Genomic DNA, 15,604 nt, shown 5'->3' with positions numbered 1-15,604 from the left:
CCAACCACGCTGTGCGCCAAGCCGATCCGGGCGCGGCGACCCGGCATCCGATTCCCGGACGGCGGCCGCGAGCCGGCGGCGAGGCCCGTCGTGGCTACCGTCCTCACGCCAGTCCTCCGTTCAGTCGCGTGAGATGGCGCCCCAAGACCGGACGTACCAAACGATGCCCGAAGTCTTGAAGCGTCCGGCGATTATGACTCATGTCACATCCAGGTGCACTAAAAAATGCATAACCGTTATCAGCGAGGTCCGTCGGCGCGACGCGCGCCGTCGCCCCGGGAGCACAGTGAGCTCAAAGGATTCACACACTCCAGTCCCCGTCGTACTCAAGTGACGGCGCCCGCCGTCTTGAGTTCGATGATGCGCTCCCAGTCGAGTCCGATCTCCATCAGAATCTCGTCGGTCTGCTCGGCGAATCCGGGCGCGGGGCCCGTGTGGGGGGCCGTGACATCGAACTGGACCGGGTTGGCGACCAGGTCGAGTTCACCTGCGCGGACCAGGTATTCGTTGGCCCGGATCTGTGCGTCGTCGACGGCCTGCAAGGTGTCCTGGACCGGCGCCCAGGGCCCGGCCAGAGTGGCAAACCGTTCGCTCCATTGCGCAAGAGTGCGGGTTGCGATGGCCTTGGTCAAGAGCTCGACCGCGTCTGCCGTGTTGGCGGCGATCTTCTCCACCGTGGCAAAGCGGGGATCGTCGGCCAGTTCCGGGAGATCGACATGCCGGCACACGTCGGCCCAGAACTTGGTGGGCTGCATCATCACGAACGAGATGTAGCGGCCGTCGGCCGTGGTGTAGAGCCCCACCAGCGGGTTGTTGGGCGCGCCGTGCACCCCGGGCGGCAGCGCTTCCATCCGCTGTCCCAGGTGCTTGGTCAGCGCCACGGTGTGCCCCATCGCCCAGAAGCCGCTGCCCAGCAACGAGACATCCACGACGGACGGTTCCCCGGTTCGCTCGCGCTTGAGCAGGGCGGCGGCGATGCCGCCGGCGAGGTTGGTGCCGGAAATGGTGTCGCCGTAGGCCGGTCCGGGCGGGCCGATCATGCCGGGGGTGCCGGCCGGAGTGATGGTGGCGGCGGTTCCGGCCCGGCACCAGAAGGCCGTCATGTCGTAACCGCCCCTGGTCGACTCTTCACCGCGCGGGCCGAGCGCGCTGCCGCGGGCATAGATGATCTTCGGGTTGACCGCCCGGATGTCCTCGACGTCGATGCCGAACTTCGCCCGGGCGCCGGGGAGAAAACTCGTCAGGAACACGTCCGCCCGGCGGGCCAGCTCGTAGAGCACCTCCCTGCCGCCCGGCACCGACATGTCCAGGCCGATGCTTCGCTTGCCCCGGTTGGCATGTTCGATGTTGGGGTTGGGGTCACCCTCCACGCGCAGCATGCCGGTCTGGCGCAACCCGCGCTGCGGGTCGCCGGTCACCGCGTGCTCGACCTTGACCACGTCGGCGCCCCACTCCGCCAGCACCGCGCCCGCCGACGGGACGAACCCGTACATGGCGACCTCCAGGACGCGGATGTCCTCCAGTGGCCTCATGCCGGCGCCCCCAGGACGGGCTCGGCAAACGTCTTGCGCTCCAAGAACTCTTCGAGCCCGGCGACGCCCATCTCGCGGCCGACGCCGGACTGCTTGAAGCCGCCGAATGGGCTGTCGGCGCCGAAGTAGTTGCCGCCGTTGATCGAAAACGACCCGGCCCGGATCCGCCGCGCCACCGACAGGGCCCGGTGCTCGTCGCGGCTGAAGACCGCGCCGGCCAAGCCGTAGATGGAGTTGTTGGCGATCCGCACCGCGTCGTCGTCATCGTCATCGTCGAAGGCGATGACCACCAGGACCGGACCGAAGACCTCTTCCTGCGCGATCTCGCTGTCGGGGTCCACGTTGGTCAGCAGGGTGGGCGCATAGAAGTAGCCGGGGTCCAACCGTTTCCCCCCGGTGACGAGGGTGGCGCCGGCGGCTACCGCCCGCTGCACCATGCCGTCGACCTTGTCCCGCTGGCGCTCGTTGATCAGCGGTCCCATCAACGTCTTGGGATCGGCCGGATCGCCGTGGCGCACCCTGGCGAAGTTCTGGGCGATCAGCTCGACGATCTCGTCGTGGTGCGACCTGGGCACCAGGAGCCGCGAGGTGAGCGCGCACCCCTGCCCCGCGTGGGTGACCATGCTGAAGGCCGCGAACATGGCGGCGCTGGTGAAGTCGGCGTCGTCGAGCATGATCACCGCGGACTTGCCGCCCAGCTCGAGAAAGACGCGCTTGACGGTCTCGCTGGCCGCGGCCATGATCTGGCGCCCCACCGGGGTCGAGCCCGTGAAGGTCACCACGTCGACGTCCGGGCTGGTGGTCAGCGCGGGCCCGACGGCGGCATCCGACGAACTCAGCACGTTGACCACGCCGGGGGGAATGTCGGTGTGCTTGGCGATCACCTCGCCGAGCGCCAGCGTGACCAGCGGCGTGTCCGGCGCGCCCTTGAGCACCACCGTGCATCCGGCGGCCAGGGCCGGGGCAAGCTTGGCCAGCGCGAGCTGGTTCGGGTAGTTGTAGGCGATGATCGCCGCCACCACACCGGCGGCTTCCTTCTCCACCCAGCGGTGATGGCGCATGCCGCGGGACTCGATTTCGCCGAGGTCTTCGGTGAAGGAATAGCGGCCGAGCAGGTCGGCGTAGAAGCGCGCGATCTTGATCGGGTCGTCGAGCTGCGCGCCCTGGGTCAGAGCGCGCGTCGCACCGACTTCGGCGATGGTCAGCTCGCGCAACTCGTCGGCGTGTTCGACCAGCGCCCGGTGCAGCTGGTCGAGGCAGCGGATCCGCAGTTCGACGTCGGTGGGCCAGCTCGTGGTGTCGAACGCACGCCGTGCCGCGGCGATCGCCGCTTGTGCTTCTGCGACGCCGGCGTCCGGGGCGTGGCCGATGACCGCACCCGTGGCGGGGTTGCTCGACACGAAGAGGTTGTCGGCGGTGACCAGCCGTCCATCGATCAACATCCGGCGGTCGGCCCGTACTTCAGGAGCGGCATCAGCGGTGGTCTTTGCCGTTTCCTGCACTGGCATCCGGGCTCTCCATGGTGTTGTCGGCGGCGATAATTTCATTCTCCTACCGGGCGAATCTTACAGTCGGGTATCGAGAATTCAAGAAAGTCGGAGAAACGAGACCGTCGTACTCGGTCGCCCGCCCGAGCGCCGCGTCGGCGCTCTCTTTGCAGGCCGCACGCGGTTTCGGCCAACGTTTGCCACCCGCTTCGCGCGGAGAGTAAGGTTCTCATAATTGTAAGCGCGATTCTTTGTGGCCGAGATGGCCACCTGTGAGCCAGAGGACGGGACGTGAAGACAGCGGTGGTCACCGGGGGCGGATCCGGCATCGGTCTGGCCGTCGCCAATAGGCTGCGCGCCGACGGTCTCGACGTGGCAACCGTCGACCTGCGCCCCTCGGAAGCCGATCTCGCGTTCACCGCCGACGTCACCGACCGGGCACAGGTCGACGCGGCGCTCTCGGCCATCCGCGCCCGGCTCGGGCCAGTGACCGTCCTGGTCAACGCCGCGGGACTCGATGGGTTCAAGCGTTTCGGCAACATCACCTTCGAAGACTGGCAACGGGTGATCGACGTCAACCTCAACGGCGTCTTCCATGTGACCCAGGCAGTGCTGCCCGACATGGTGGAGGCCGGGTGGGGCCGCATCGTCAACATCTCGTCGTCGAGCACCCACTCCGGCGCGCCGTACATGAGCCATTACGTGGCGGCCAAGTCCGCGGTCAACGGCCTCACCAAGTCGCTGGCGCTCGAGTACGGGCCGAACGGCATCACGGTCAACGCCGTCCCCCCGGGTTTCATCGACACACCGATGCTCCGCGCCGCCGAGAAGAAGGGCTACCTCGGCGACATCGACGAGACCATCGCGCGGACCCCGGTGCGCCGCATCGGCCGGCCCGAAGACATCGCCGCGGCATGCGCCTTCCTGATATCGGAGGAGGCCGGCTACATCACCGGCCAGATCCTGGGCGTCAACGGCGGGCGCAACACCTAAAAGCGACGGGCTCGACGTTCACGCAGGCATGGGGAAGGAGAACCGGAATGCAATTGCGCGTCGACGCCGGCGGCTACCCCAAGTGGTACGACCATCAGGACTGAACGAGAAACTGGCAAGGAGACGACACCGTGAAGGTCTGGGTTGATCCCGAACGCTGCCAGGGCCACACCCTGTGCTCGATGATCGCTCCGGATTCGTTCCAGCTCAGCGACATCGACGGCAGTTCGTCGGCAATCGACGAAGTGGTGCCGGCCGATAAGGAGGAGCAGGTGCGCGAAGCCGCGCAATCCTGCCCCGAGCAGGCCATCATCATCACCGAGTGAACTGGCGAAGGAGACAGTACTTTGAGCGTCGACGATGTCGTGAGCGACAGCGAAAGCGACCGCAAGCGCAACCGGTATCACTTCGACCGGCACAGCCCGGAGTACCGCACGCAGTTCGAGGCGGTCACCCACGAGATGCACGCGAAGTGCCCGATGGCGTGGAGCGACACTTACGGTGGGCACTGGGTCGCGGCCGGTAGCCACGAGGTGTTCGAGCTGGCCCGCTGCCCCGCCGTTTCCAACGACCACGACGTCAACAACGAACGCCGTGGCTACAAAGGCATTTCGATCCCGACGGCAAGCCGCATCAACGGCATTCGGGGCGGCATCCTGGAAATGGACAACCCCGAGCACCGCATCTACCGCAGCGTGCTCAACCCGTACCTGTCCCCCGCGGCGGTCAAACGCTGGGAGCCGTTCATCGACGAGGTGGTGCGCGCGTGCGTCGACGAGCGGATCGAGACCGGCAGCATCGACTTCGTCGACGATCTGGCCAACATCGTGCCCGCGGTGCTGACGCTGGCCATGATGGGCATCCCGCTGAAGAACTGGCAGATGTACAGCGAGCCAACGCATGCCGCGGTGTACACGCCGGAGCACTCCCCCGATATCCAGCGGGTCACCGAGATGCACCGCCAGATGGGCCTGGACCTGATCAACAACATGATCGAGATTCGCAACAACCCGCGGCCCGGCCTCGTCAACGCGCTGCTGGAGATGCGGATCGACGGCGAGCCCGCTCCGGATCTCGAAATCATCGGCAATCTCGGCTTGATCATCGGTGGCGGCTTCGACACCACCACGGCGCTGACCGCCCATTCCCTGGAATGGCTTTCGCAGCATCCCGATCAGCGCGAGCTGCTCAGCAAGCAACGCGACACGTTGCTGGACCCCGCGACCGAGGAGTTCCTGCGCTACTTCACCCCGGCGCCCGGCGACGGCCGGACCTTTTCCGACGACGTCGAGCTCGACGGCACCCACTTCAGGGAGGGCGAGCGGCTGTGGATCTCGTGGGCCATGGCCAATCGCGACCCCGCGGTGTTCCACGACCCGGACGAGATCGTCCTCGACCGTAAGGGCAACCGGCACTTCAGCTTCGGGCTGGGCGTTCACCGGTGTGCCGGATCGAACGTGGCGCGCACGGTGTTCAAGTCCATGCTGACCGCGGTGCTCGATCGGATGCCCGATTATGAATGCGACCCCGAAGGCACCATCCACTACGACACCATCGGCGTCATCCAGGGCATGAAGAAGCTGCCTGCCACCTTCACGCCCGGCAACCGGCTGGGCGCCGGGCTCGATGACACCCTGGACAAGCTGCAGCGCGCCTGCGACGAGCAGGGCCTCGCCAAGCCGATCACAGAGCGCAAGGACGCCGCCGTCATCGACTGAGCCGCTCGCCCGTTGCCTGCCGAGTGTGAGGACGGCCGCGCACTCGGCAGGGCGTAAACCGTTAGCCCCGAGGCAAACCCAGCACCCGCTGGGCGATGATGTTGCGCTGAATTTCGGAGGTGCCGCCGGCGATCGTGCCGGAAAAGCTGCGGGCGAAACGGTCGAACCAGCTGCCGAAGTAGTGGTCCAGGTTCATGGGCGCGTACGGCCCGGTCTGCCCCGGATGCACCAGGCCGTCGGCCCCGGCCGACGCCAGGGCCCATTCGGTCCCGCGCAACTCGGCCTCCGAACCCAGCAGCTTGAGCACCGAGATCGCGGCGACGTCGTCCTCGCCGCGGGCGGCGCCGGCCAGCGCCACCGAACCCAGCAGGCGCAGCGCCTGCTTGTCCATGATCATGGTGGCGTACTGGTCGCGCTCGAGCTCGGTGGCCGGATGCCAGTCGGCCGCAACGTTTTCGAGGCGGTCGGCGAAGCCCAGCCACATCATCGTGCGCTCGTGCCCGAGCGAGCCGTTGGCGACCCGCCAGCCCTCGTTCAGCGCGCCGACGAGGTTTTCGGCCGGCACCCGCACGTCGGTGAAGAACACCTCGTTGAAGTCCAGATCGTCCGCGGCGCAGATGGATGGAAAGGGACGGCGCACGACGCCGGGGATGTCGGTCGGGATGATCAACGCGCTGATGCCCTTGTGCTTGGGCGCGTCGGGATCGGTGCGCACGAACGTCAACAGCACGTCGGCGTCGTGCGCGCCCGACGTCCAGACCTTCTGCCCGTTCACGACGAAGTGGTCGCCGTCCCGTACCGCGCGGGTGCGCAGCGACGCCAGGTCCGACCCCGCGCTGGGTTCACTCATTCCCAGCGACGCGGTGATCTCGGCGCGCAGGATCGGCACGGCCCAGTCACGCTTCTGTTCCTCGCTGCCAAACGACAACAGCGACGCGGCAACGATGTTCACGCCCTGCGGGTTGAAGCTGTGATAGATGCGCCGGCGGCACAACTCCTCGAGATGGACGAACTGCTGCACGACGGTCGCGTTGCGCCCGCCGAACTCCGGGGGTTGTCCGGGCAGCAGCCAACCGTTGTCGAACAGCAGGCGCTGCCAGCGGCGCGCCCACTGCGGCATGTGCGAGACAGAGCGTGGACGTTCCAGCGTTTCGCTTGCGGGGGGCAGGTTTTCGTCGAGAAAGGCCGCGAACTCGGCCCGGAACTCCTCGACGTCCGGGTCAAAAGTCAGCTGCACGGTACTCCTCAGCGATCCGCGCGCGGTGCTCCGCCGCGCCGCCGAGCAGGTGCTCGCCGGCCTTGGCCCGCTTGAGCGCGAACTGCAAATCGTTCTCCCAGGTGAATCCCATCGCACCGAAGAGCTGGAGGCCGTGCCGGAACACCAGCGACTGGCATTCGCCCGCCGACGCTTTCGCCATTGCGGCCGCCAGCCGGCGCCGCGGATCGTCCGCGGCGATGGTCAGGGCCCCGAAGTAGGCCAACGCGCGCGCCCGCTGGATCGCGACGTGCATGTCGGCGGCCTTGTGCTGGACCGCCTGGAACGAACCGATCGGCACCCCGAACTGGTGGCGGCTGCGCACGTGGTCGAGCACCAGATCGAGGATGCGCTGGCAGGCGCCGACCGTGGTGATCGCCATGCCCGTCAGCGCAACGTGGTGGGCTCGCTCGCGGTCCACGCCGAGTCGATCGCTGTCAGGGACACGCACGCCGTTGAACGACAGGTCGGCCACGTGCAGGACCGGGTCGAACACGGCGGAGCGCCGGGCGGTCACCTGGTCGGGCGCCGCGAGGAACACCCCGGCATCGGTCACCACGGCCAGGCGGTCGGCGCGATCGCCGTCGAGCACGTGCCGCGCGGTACCGTCCAGCACCCACCCCTCGGCATCCCGGTGTGCAGCCACGCCGCCATACACCGCGGTGCCCGATTGATTGGGATCGAAGCGGTCGCCCGCCAACGGGGCGAACTGGCTCATGGTGGCGAGAAAGGGCGTGGGATCCGTGGCGTGCCCGAGCTCTTCAAGGACGATAGCGAGCTCCACCGTGCTCTCGGTGTCGTTGAGCTCGGTCCACCCCTGGCCGACGTAGGCCTTCCAGACCGGAGTGGAGTCGGCGCCGTCCTCGGCCACACTCCGGACCAGTGCGGGCGGACAGTGCTTTGCGACCGCGTCGCGCACCGTGCTCTGCCACAGCCGCTGATCGGCATCGAACTCCAACAGCATCCGCACCGCCTCCTGTCGCCGCCTCTTGGCGAGAATATCATTCTCCGAAGCGGAAGCAGTAATCTCAAAAATCGATTACGCGATCACCGACTCCGGCCCGGCGGGTCGGTCCGGTGAGGCGTCAGGAGGCCTCGCCCGGCTCGCCCCAGCGGTCGACGTTGACAAAATCGGCGAGCGGGCGGCGCCGCAGCGGGCCGTGCTTACCCTTGGGCCAGCCGATCACCACGTGGCCGGCGATCATCCAGTCGGCGGGCACCCCGACCGCCTCTCGCAGGAGCTGCTCGCCGCCGTAGGAGGCCCAGCTGGTCATGCAGGCCCCCAGCCCCTGGGCGCGCGCGGCGAGCAAGAAGTTCTGGATGGCAGGGAAGATCGACCCGCCCAGGAGAAGTTCGGACGCCGTCGGGTAGTGCTGCTGGGCGAAGAGCACCGACGTGAATTCGCCGGCGCGGTCGTGCAGTTCGTACGTGGCCCGGTAGGTGCGGGCGCGACGGCTGCGGTCGTCGTCGGCGGGCCGGCTCATGCCGTAGACGGGCTCGATGACCTGCAGCGCCCGGGCCGCGGCCTCGGCGACCACGGCCCGCTGCCCGGGCGATCGCAGTACCACGAAACGCCAGCCCTGGGCATTGGCGCCCGAGGGCGCCCACCTGGCCGCCTGCAGGCACCGTGCCAGGGTCGCATCGTCAACCGGCTCGTCGGTGAACCGCCGGATTGTCCGGGCCGTCGACATGACTTCCCAGACGTCGTCGCTCGCTCCGGTCATGGCTTCTCCTCGGGCCGTCACTGCTATACGAAGGTCATATCAAGAGAGCATCCCGAGCCGTCACAAGGAGAAGACCATTGCCGAGCGAAACCTACCGACGAGGACTCGAAATCCGCTCCGCGGTGCTGGGCGAGGAATACGTCAACCGGGCGCTGGCCGACGCGAACGACTTCACCCAGCCTCTGCAAGATCTCGTCACCGAGTACTGCTGGGGGGCCGTCTGGGGTCGCGACGGGCTGGCCCTCAGGACGCGAAGCATGCTCAACGTGGCGATGATTTCGGTCCTCAACCGGCCCAACGAATTACGCACGCATGTCAAGGCCGCGCTGACCAACGGCGTCAGTCGCGAAGAGATCCGCGAGATCTTGCTGCAGGTGGCCATCTACGCCGGCGTGCCCGCCGCGGTCGACAGCTTTCGTATCGCGAGTGAGGCATTCGCAGAAGTGGACCGGCGCTGACAGGCGATTCGCGCACCGGGCCCGTCGGCGTGGCGCGGCGAAGGACTCAACGCTTGGCGTCGAGGCCCTGCGGCGGCGCGGCGGGCCAGCCGAACAGCCACGCGGCCACGAGGAAGCACAGGGCGCCGAAGAAGGTGCCGACGTTGGCCCACACGAGACTGACGTCGGCTCCCGAGCGCAAGACCAGCGCGCCGACGGCCGAGGCGAAGAACAGGACGGATCCCGCGAAGTTGAGAAACGCGATGCGCTGCGAGGCGTCTGCGACATGCGAATTCCGCCGGGCCCGGACCTCGGGAACGATCGCGATGGCCGAGGAAACCAGGAACGCGAGAGAGCCGACGATGTCGGGCACCCACACCTCGACGTCCACCAGATCGGGGCGCGCTCCGATGGTTACCGCGGCGTCCATCGTGTTGACGTTGAACAGCACCGTTCCCACCAACTGGATGGCCGCGGCCAGCCAATCGGCGGTCCGGGCACGCAACGGCAACGAGTGCCGCTCGGCTTCGGGCAGTTCTCGGCGGGCGAGGCCCAGCTGCAAGGTCGCGGCGGCCGTGAAGAAGACCGCGCCGATCGCGTAGGTCCCCGCCGAGAGCAGCGGCGGCGATGCGGGTAGCAGCGAGAGCAGGACACCGAGCGCGAACAGCGCGGCGCCGACGACGAACAACGCGCCAATCCAGCGCACGATGCACGCGGGCACGGCCCTCACCGTGCGGAGGCAAGTCCGGCGATCACGCGAGGAATCGTACCGAGGAAGTGGTCAGACGGCGGCCGTAGAAGGCCCGGTTCGCCTGCACCCGAGTCGCGATCGGCCTCGGCGATCACGATGGAGAATGCTATTATCCGCATTGAAGAACGACACTTACCGGATCTGACGGAAAACCAATGACTACCAGGGCCGATAGTAATCAGAACGCTTACCGAAATCGCATTGATCGGCGCTCGAACAAAATGTTAGATTGTCTATCATATGACCCGTCGCGGCCTAAAGCTGCCGTGGCGGCCGAAGGATGGCTTCAGTGATCGAACACGCTGACGGGACCCGCACGCCGGTGATCGACGCCAGCGTGCACATCTTCTTTCCGTCCAACAAGGACCTGCGCTCGTTCCTGCGCGAACCGTTCAAGAGCCGGGGCTTCCCCGACTACGAGATGGACTGGTACGGGGCGCCGGGTGGCGAGTACGCGCCGAACACCGAGGGCCTTGACGGCCAGTACCCGGGCTCGGATCCGGAATACGTTGCCAACGAGCTGTTCAACAAGCGCGGCGTCGACGTGGCGGTCCTGCATCCGATGGGCCGCGGCATCATGCCCGACCGGCACCTGGGCAGCGCGCTGCACGCCGCCCACAACGAAATGATGGTGTCGCGCTGGCTGGAGTCCGCCGAGTTCGGCGACCGGTTCCGCGGCACGATCCGGGTCAATCCCGACGACGTCGCCGGAGCGCTGCGGGAGATCGAGAAGTGGCGCGCGCACCCGCGGGTGGTGCAGATCGGGATCCCGCTGCAGTCCCGCGACCTGTACGGCAAGCCGCAATACTGGCCGCTGTTCGAAGCCGCGGTCGACGCCGGCCTGCCGATTGCCGCGCACATCGAGGTGGGTTCGGGGATCGCGTCTCCACCCACGCCGTCCGGGAATACCCGCACCTACGAGCAGTACGTGGGCTTCATGGCGCTGAACTACGTGTACCACCTGATGAACATGATCGCCGAGGGCGTGTTCGAGCGTTTCGCCGGACTCAAGTTCGTCTGGGCCGACGGCGCCGCGGACTTCGTCACGCCGTTCATCTGGCGCATGGACACCTTCGGACGGCCGCACCTGGAGCAGACGCCCTGGGCGCCCCGCATCCCCAGCGACTACCTGCCCGATCACGTCTACTTCGTCCAGGGCAGCCTCGACGGTCCGCCCGCCGACGCAGAATTCGCCGGCGAATGGTTCGGCTTCACCGGCAAGGACGACATGGTGATGTTCGGCTCCAGCTACCCGCACTGGCAGTGCGGCGACATCCGCAAGCTGCCCGCGGCGCTGTCCGCCGAGCAGCGCGAGAAGCTGTGCTGGCGCACCGCGGCCAACCTGTACGGCATAGACATCGCCGTCGCGTCGGGCGCACAGTAGAGGGACCCACCGTGGAGGAAACCGTGGAGACAGAGGAGCTTTGAGATGACGCTGACCCATATGCACGAACGGGTTCCCGCCGCCGAGCGCATCGCCGTGCGGTGCGTCGACTCCGACGTCCACCCCTCACCAAAGCGGGGGGAACTCCTCCCCTACATCCCCGAGCCCTGGCGCAGCAAGTACTTCCTCACCCGCAAGGTCGGTGAGCAGATCTACTACGACGCCCCCGACTACGCGCACAGCTACGCCATGCGCGTGGACACCTTCCCGCCCAATGGCGAATTCCCCTGCAGCGACCCGGACTTGGCGTTCCGCCAGCTGATCATGGAGGCGGGCTCCGACATCGCGATCCTGGAACCCGCCGCCTACCCCGCCCGCATTCGAGAAGCACAGCATGCGATGGCGTGCGCGCTGAACGACTGGCAGGCCAATCACTGGCTGGACAGCCACAACAACTGGCACGAGCGGTGGCGCGGTTCGATTTGCGCCGCGATCGAGGAGCCGGAAGCGGCCGCGCGCGAGATCGAGCGCTGGGCCGGGCACCCCTACATGGGGCAGATTCTGATCAAGGCCGAACCGCGGCCGTCATGGGGCGACCCGAAATACGACCCGATCTGGGCGGCCGCCACCAAGCACGACATCACCGTCAGCTGTCACCTCGCGCGCAGCCATTTCGACGAGCTGCCGATCCCGCCGGTGGGTTTGCCCAGCTACAACCACGACTTCATGGTCACCTACTCGCTGCTGGCCAACAACCAGGTGATGAGCCTGATATTCGACGGGGTCTTCGACCGCTTCCCGACGCTGCGGATCGTCTTCGTCGAGCACGCGTTCACCTGGATCCTGCCGCTGATGTGGCGCATGGACGCGATCTACGAGGCGCGCAAGTCGTGGCTGGACATCAAGCGCAAGCCGTCGGAGTACGTCAAGGAGCACATCAAGTTCACCACCCAGCCGCTGGACTACCCGGAGGACAAGACCGAGTTGACGCGCGCCCTGGAGTGGATGGAGTGCGAGAAGATCCTGCTCTTCTCCTCGGACTACCCGCACTGGACGTTCGACGACCCGCGCTGGCTGGTCAAGCACCTCCCCAAGGCGGCCCGCGACGCGGTGATGTACAAGAACGGCATCGCGACCTACCACCTGCCCGAGACCGTTCCGGTCCTCGAGGGCCAGACCCGGGTGTTCTGAATTGACCGCCGAACACGAAGGGGCCACCCTCAGTCGCCCCCAGCCCCGCCTCGCGCAGGGACGCGAGCACGTCGTCGCGACGGTGGACGAGATCCCTCCGGGGAAGCACAAATTGGTGCCGATCGGCCGGCACGGCGTCGGCGTCTTCAACGTCAACGGCACCTTCTACGCCATCGCGAACTACTGCCCGCACCAGGGCGGCCCGTTGTGCTCGGGGCGTGCCCGCGGGCGCACCATCGTCGATGAGACCGCCCCCGGTGACGCCGTGATGGTGCGGGACCTGGAGTACATCTACTGCCCCTGGCACCAATGGGGTTTCGAGCTGGCGACCGGCACGACGGCGGTCAAGCCTGAGTGGAGCATCCGCACCTACCCGGTTCGCGTCGTGGGCAAAGACGTGCTGGTAATGGCCTGACGTTACGGAGGATCGTGTCTTCTATCGAGGTCAACGGGGGCCGCGTCGTCTACGAAATCCTGGGAGATGCAGGCGATCTCATCGTCCTGACACCGGGGGGCAGGTTCAGCAAGGAGATTCCCGGTCTGCGTCCGCTGGCCGACGCGCTGGTCGCCGGCGGCTACCGGGTGCTGCTGTGGGACCGACCCAATTGCGGGGCCTCCGATGTGCAGTTCTACGGGCAGAGCGAATCGCACATGCGCGCGGAGACGCTGCGCGGCATGCTGAGCGCGCTGGGCGTCGACCGCTGCATTCTCGCCGGGGGCTCGGGCGGGGCAAGGGATTCCATGCTCACGACGATGCTCTACCCCGAGCTCGTCGAGAAGCTCGTGGTGTGGAACATCGTCGGCGGCATCTATGGCACGTTCGTCCTGGGATCCTTCTACATCATTCCGAGCATTCTCGCCGTGCGCGGCACCGGAATGGACGGTGTGATCAAGGTTTCCGAGTGGCGCGAGCGCATCCAGGAGAATCCGCGCAACCAGCAACGGTTCCTAGAGTTCGACAAGGACGAATTCCTCAAGGTGATGCTGCGCTGGCTCAACGCGTTCGTGTCCAAACCCGGACAAACGATCCCCGGTGTCGAGGACGAGATGTTCGACCGAATCACCGTTCCCACGTTGATCATTCGCGGCGGCGAGAACGACATGGACCACCCCAAGCGCACGTCGCTCGAGGTCAGCTGCCTGATCAAGGGGTCCACGCTGATCGATCCGCCCTGGCCGGAGGACGCGTGGGAGCGGGCGTCCGAGGAGCGCGCGGCGGGTCGGGTGCAGCACTTCAACATGTTCGACACCTGGGTGCAGGCGGCGCCCGCGATCCTCGAATTCCTGGGATCATGACGCGGTTACACGGTCCGGATGTGAACCTCGCAGTTGAGCGACGCCTCGAGGGCCGTATGGATCCGGCTCTCCGGTACCCGGTCGAGGTCGCTTTCACGCAGGGTCACGTTGACGATGTCGAAGCCGTCGTCGCCGGGCGTCCTGACGATCTCGCCGCTGAGCCCGAATGCGGCCAGCACGCCGTGGGCGTCGTCGTCGGTGCCCCTGCTGATGAAGGTGACCACACCGGCGACCGGGCGGGGTCCGAAAGCTCCAAAAGCCTTGTCGCAGATCTCGACTCCGAGCGTCTTCAGTGCGTCGACGTTGTCACGGGCGATGAGCAGCTCGACCTCTCGGCGCCCGACCGGCATCGCCGCGAGATCGTTGGCGACGACGTCCGCGCCGATCTCGTGGGCAAGCTCGAGGAGCGCCGTCATGCCCTCGCCTAGCTGTGCGGCCGTGAGCAGCCCGGAGGGGTCGACGTTGACGCGGACTACTGCAGTTCGCATGTGCGCAAGACTAACCGCGAGATTGGAGTGCTCGTGATGGAAGCCAGCGCCGCCCCGGCCATCGGCGTCACCACCTGGCCGGGGCGCCCGTCGCGGCTGCTGGGCGATCGGCCCGGCCAGGGACGGGAGGACTACCCGGCCTACCAGAAGCTCGGCGGCTATCAACCGCTTGCCGACCCCGACGAAATGCTCGCCGAGGTCGAAGCCAGTGGGCTGCAGGGCCGCGGCGGTGCCGCGTTCCCCCTGGCTGTCAAACTGCGCGCGGTGCGGGACAACGCTCGCTTGACGGGCCGCGCGTGCGGCGGTTCCGCCGTGGTCGCCAACGGCGAAGAGGGCGAGCCGGCGTCGATCAAAGACCGCTGGTTGCTGCGCAACCGGCCGCATCTGGTGCTCGACGGCCTGCGCCTGGCCGCGGCCGTGGTGGCGGCCGATCACGCCTACATCTACGTGTCCGACGAGGACTCCGCGCGCAGCGTGCGAGCCGCGCTCTCGGAGCGCCCGTTCGACATCACCATCGAGGTGATCAGCGTCGCGCCGGGGTACATCGCCGGCGAGGAAACGGCCGTCACCCGCGCGATCAACGGGGGGCCGGTCAAGCCGACCGACAAGCCGCCCCGGCCCTTTCAGAAGGGCGTCGGCGGCCGGCCCACCCTGGTCAGCAACGTCGAGACCCTCGCCAACCTGCCCTACCTGCAGCGGCACGGGGCGGCGGCTTTCCGCTCCCAGGGCACGCAGCAGTCGCCCGGGACCTTCCTTGCCACGATCACAGGCGCCGGGCGCCCACCCGCGCTCTACGAGATCCCCCACGGCCTGCCATTCACCGAACTCCTTGCCCACCACGGGGTCTCGCCCGACCACGTGCGGGGAGCGCTGCTCGGGGGCTACTTCGCAGGTCTGCTCAACCGCGTGGTGCTGGATGCCACGTTGGACCATGAGACGCTGCGCGGCCTGGGCAGCGGGCTGGGTTGTGGCGCCGTGACGGTGCTCACCGACGACTGCCCGGTGGCGGTCGCGGCATCGGTGTTGGCCTACTTCGATCGCGAAAACGCCGGCCAGTGCGGGTCATGTTTCAACGGCACCGCCGCGATGGCCGCCGCGGCCGGCGCGCTTCGCGACGGTGTCGCCACCGCCGACGACCTCGGCCGGCTGCGCCGCTGGTCGATGGAGCTGCGCGGCCGCGGAGCGTGCGCCACGCTCGACGCCGCGACCAACGTGGCGGGCAGCCTGCTCGACCAATTCCCGGAGGCCGTGGCGGCTCATCTCCAGAACGCCTGTGATACGTGCCGCGGCAACGCATTTCGCGCCGAGCGGCCCTACGAGGTGGAAGCGGTGAGCTACGCGTGAATCA

16 protein-coding genes are annotated in these 15,604 nt (G+C 67.4%); 9 read left to right on the top strand and 7 right to left on the bottom strand.

Annotated elements, in window-relative coordinates; translation table 11 throughout:
- Nucleotides 1–326: 326 nt before the first annotated feature.
- Entirely contained in the window at nucleotides 327–1,532 is a 1,206-nt protein-coding gene (locus BN971_RS13590; RefSeq protein ID WP_085182516.1) for a CaiB/BaiF CoA transferase family protein, read from the bottom strand.
- Nucleotides 1,529–3,040 carry an aldehyde dehydrogenase family protein gene (locus BN971_RS13585; RefSeq protein WP_085182517.1) on the bottom strand — a complete coding sequence of 504 codons (1,512 nt, stop codon included), beginning with the start codon at nucleotides 3,038–3,040 and terminating at the stop codon, nucleotides 1,529–1,531. The genes BN971_RS13590 and BN971_RS13585 overlap by 4 nt, the downstream gene beginning before the upstream one ends.
- Before the next feature lie 270 nt (nucleotides 3,041–3,310).
- Here BN971_RS13585 and BN971_RS13580 point away from each other — a divergent pair, with 270 nt between their 5' ends.
- The 3 genes from BN971_RS13580 to BN971_RS13570 all read left to right on the top strand — a co-directional run bounded on the left by BN971_RS13580 (nucleotide 3,311) and on the right by BN971_RS13570 (nucleotide 5,730).
- A complete protein-coding gene (locus BN971_RS13580; RefSeq protein WP_085182518.1) occupies nucleotides 3,311–4,012 on the top strand; it encodes an SDR family NAD(P)-dependent oxidoreductase in 702 nt (233 codons plus the stop codon).
- Nucleotides 4,013–4,143: 131 nt separating this feature from the next.
- Complete coding sequence (locus BN971_RS13575; protein ID WP_085182519.1) at nucleotides 4,144–4,338, top strand: ferredoxin; 195 nt, start codon at nucleotides 4,144–4,146, stop codon at nucleotides 4,336–4,338.
- Between the two features lie 21 nt (nucleotides 4,339–4,359).
- The gene (locus tag BN971_RS13570) at nucleotides 4,360–5,730 is read left to right on the top strand and encodes a cytochrome P450 (RefSeq protein ID WP_085182520.1); all 1,371 of its coding nucleotides are present in this window, start codon (nucleotides 4,360–4,362) and stop codon (nucleotides 5,728–5,730) included.
- 61 nt (nucleotides 5,731–5,791) lie between these two features.
- On the opposite strand, the gene BN971_RS13565 is transcribed toward BN971_RS13570, so the two are convergent.
- From BN971_RS13565 to BN971_RS13555, 3 genes are all read right to left on the bottom strand, one after another.
- Nucleotides 5,792–6,967 (bottom strand): acyl-CoA dehydrogenase family protein, encoded by a 1,176-nt coding sequence (locus tag BN971_RS13565; RefSeq protein ID WP_085182521.1) that lies wholly within the window; start codon nucleotides 6,965–6,967, stop codon nucleotides 5,792–5,794.
- Complete coding sequence (locus BN971_RS13560; protein WP_085182832.1) at nucleotides 6,951–7,949, bottom strand: acyl-CoA dehydrogenase family protein; 999 nt, start codon at nucleotides 7,947–7,949, stop codon at nucleotides 6,951–6,953. The genes BN971_RS13565 and BN971_RS13560 overlap by 17 nt, the downstream gene beginning before the upstream one ends.
- Nucleotides 7,950–8,070: 121 nt before the next feature.
- On the bottom strand, nucleotides 8,071–8,709 hold the full coding sequence (locus BN971_RS13555; protein WP_085182522.1) for a nitroreductase family protein: 639 nt from the start codon (nucleotides 8,707–8,709) through the stop codon (nucleotides 8,071–8,073).
- A gap of 77 nt (nucleotides 8,710–8,786) precedes the next feature.
- On the opposite strand from BN971_RS13555, the gene BN971_RS13550 reads away from it, so the two are divergent.
- Nucleotides 8,787–9,167, top strand: coding sequence for a carboxymuconolactone decarboxylase family protein (locus BN971_RS13550; RefSeq protein ID WP_085182523.1), 381 nt, complete (start codon nucleotides 8,787–8,789; stop codon nucleotides 9,165–9,167).
- Between the two features lie 46 nt (nucleotides 9,168–9,213).
- Here BN971_RS13550 and BN971_RS13545 read toward each other — a convergent pair whose 3' ends face one another.
- The gene (locus tag BN971_RS13545; protein ID WP_139027103.1) at nucleotides 9,214–9,876 is read right to left on the bottom strand and encodes a hypothetical protein; all 663 of its coding nucleotides are present in this window, start codon (nucleotides 9,874–9,876) and stop codon (nucleotides 9,214–9,216) included.
- A 310-nt stretch (nucleotides 9,877–10,186) separates the two neighbouring features.
- On the opposite strand from BN971_RS13545, the gene BN971_RS13540 reads away from it, so the two are divergent.
- From BN971_RS13540 to BN971_RS13525, 4 genes are read left to right on the top strand one after another with little or no spacing between them, the layout of a single operon-like run.
- Nucleotides 10,187–11,281, top strand: a complete 1,095-nt coding sequence (locus tag BN971_RS13540; RefSeq protein ID WP_085182525.1) for an amidohydrolase family protein — start codon at nucleotides 10,187–10,189, stop codon at nucleotides 11,279–11,281.
- Between the two features lie 45 nt (nucleotides 11,282–11,326).
- Nucleotides 11,327–12,472: an amidohydrolase family protein gene (locus BN971_RS13535; protein ID WP_085182526.1), complete on the top strand. Its 1,146-nt coding sequence runs from the start codon at nucleotides 11,327–11,329 to the stop codon at nucleotides 12,470–12,472.
- A gap of 1 nt (nucleotide 12,473) precedes the next feature.
- Nucleotides 12,474–12,887: a Rieske (2Fe-2S) protein gene (locus BN971_RS13530; protein ID WP_085182527.1), complete on the top strand. Its 414-nt coding sequence runs from the start codon at nucleotides 12,474–12,476 to the stop codon at nucleotides 12,885–12,887.
- 14 nt (nucleotides 12,888–12,901) lie between these two features.
- Nucleotides 12,902–13,768: an alpha/beta fold hydrolase gene (locus BN971_RS13525; RefSeq protein WP_085182528.1), complete on the top strand. Its 867-nt coding sequence runs from the start codon at nucleotides 12,902–12,904 to the stop codon at nucleotides 13,766–13,768.
- 5 nt (nucleotides 13,769–13,773) lie between these two features.
- On the opposite strand, the gene BN971_RS13520 is transcribed toward BN971_RS13525, so the two are convergent.
- Entirely contained in the window at nucleotides 13,774–14,256 is a 483-nt protein-coding gene (locus BN971_RS13520; RefSeq protein ID WP_085182529.1) for a hypothetical protein, read from the bottom strand.
- A gap of 36 nt (nucleotides 14,257–14,292) precedes the next feature.
- Between BN971_RS13520 and BN971_RS13515 the strand changes: the two genes are divergently transcribed.
- Nucleotides 14,293–15,600, top strand: a complete 1,308-nt coding sequence (locus BN971_RS13515) for an NADH-ubiquinone oxidoreductase-F iron-sulfur binding region domain-containing protein (protein WP_085182833.1) — start codon at nucleotides 14,293–14,295, stop codon at nucleotides 15,598–15,600.
- Nucleotides 15,601–15,604 lie beyond the last annotated feature (4 nt).

It is taken from the genome of Mycobacterium bohemicum DSM 44277, from assembly GCF_001053185.1.
GTDB lineage: Bacteria > Actinomycetota > Actinomycetes > Mycobacteriales > Mycobacteriaceae > Mycobacterium > Mycobacterium bohemicum.
This window is presented reverse-complemented; position numbering and strand designations above follow the sequence as displayed.

Bases quoted from the DNA above. Each gene is read 5' to 3' on its own strand.
- BN971_RS13535 (WP_085182526.1), top strand. From the start codon at position 11,327: ATGACGCTGACCCATATGCACGAACGGGTTCCCGCCGCCGAGCGCATC.
- BN971_RS13585 (WP_085182517.1), bottom strand. From the start codon at position 3,040: ATGCCAGTGCAGGAAACGGCAAAGACCACCGCTGATGCCGCTCCTGAA.
- BN971_RS13560 (WP_085182832.1), bottom strand. From the start codon at position 7,949: ATGCTGTTGGAGTTCGATGCCGATCAGCGGCTGTGGCAGAGCACGGTG.
- BN971_RS13590 (WP_085182516.1), bottom strand. From the start codon at position 1,532: ATGAGGCCACTGGAGGACATCCGCGTCCTGGAGGTCGCCATGTACGGG.
- BN971_RS13520 (WP_085182529.1), bottom strand. From the start codon at position 14,256: ATGCGAACTGCAGTAGTCCGCGTCAACGTCGACCCCTCCGGGCTGCTC.
- BN971_RS13515 (WP_085182833.1), top strand. From the start codon at position 14,293: ATGGAAGCCAGCGCCGCCCCGGCCATCGGCGTCACCACCTGGCCGGGG.
- BN971_RS13555 (WP_085182522.1), bottom strand. From the start codon at position 8,709: ATGACCGGAGCGAGCGACGACGTCTGGGAAGTCATGTCGACGGCCCGG.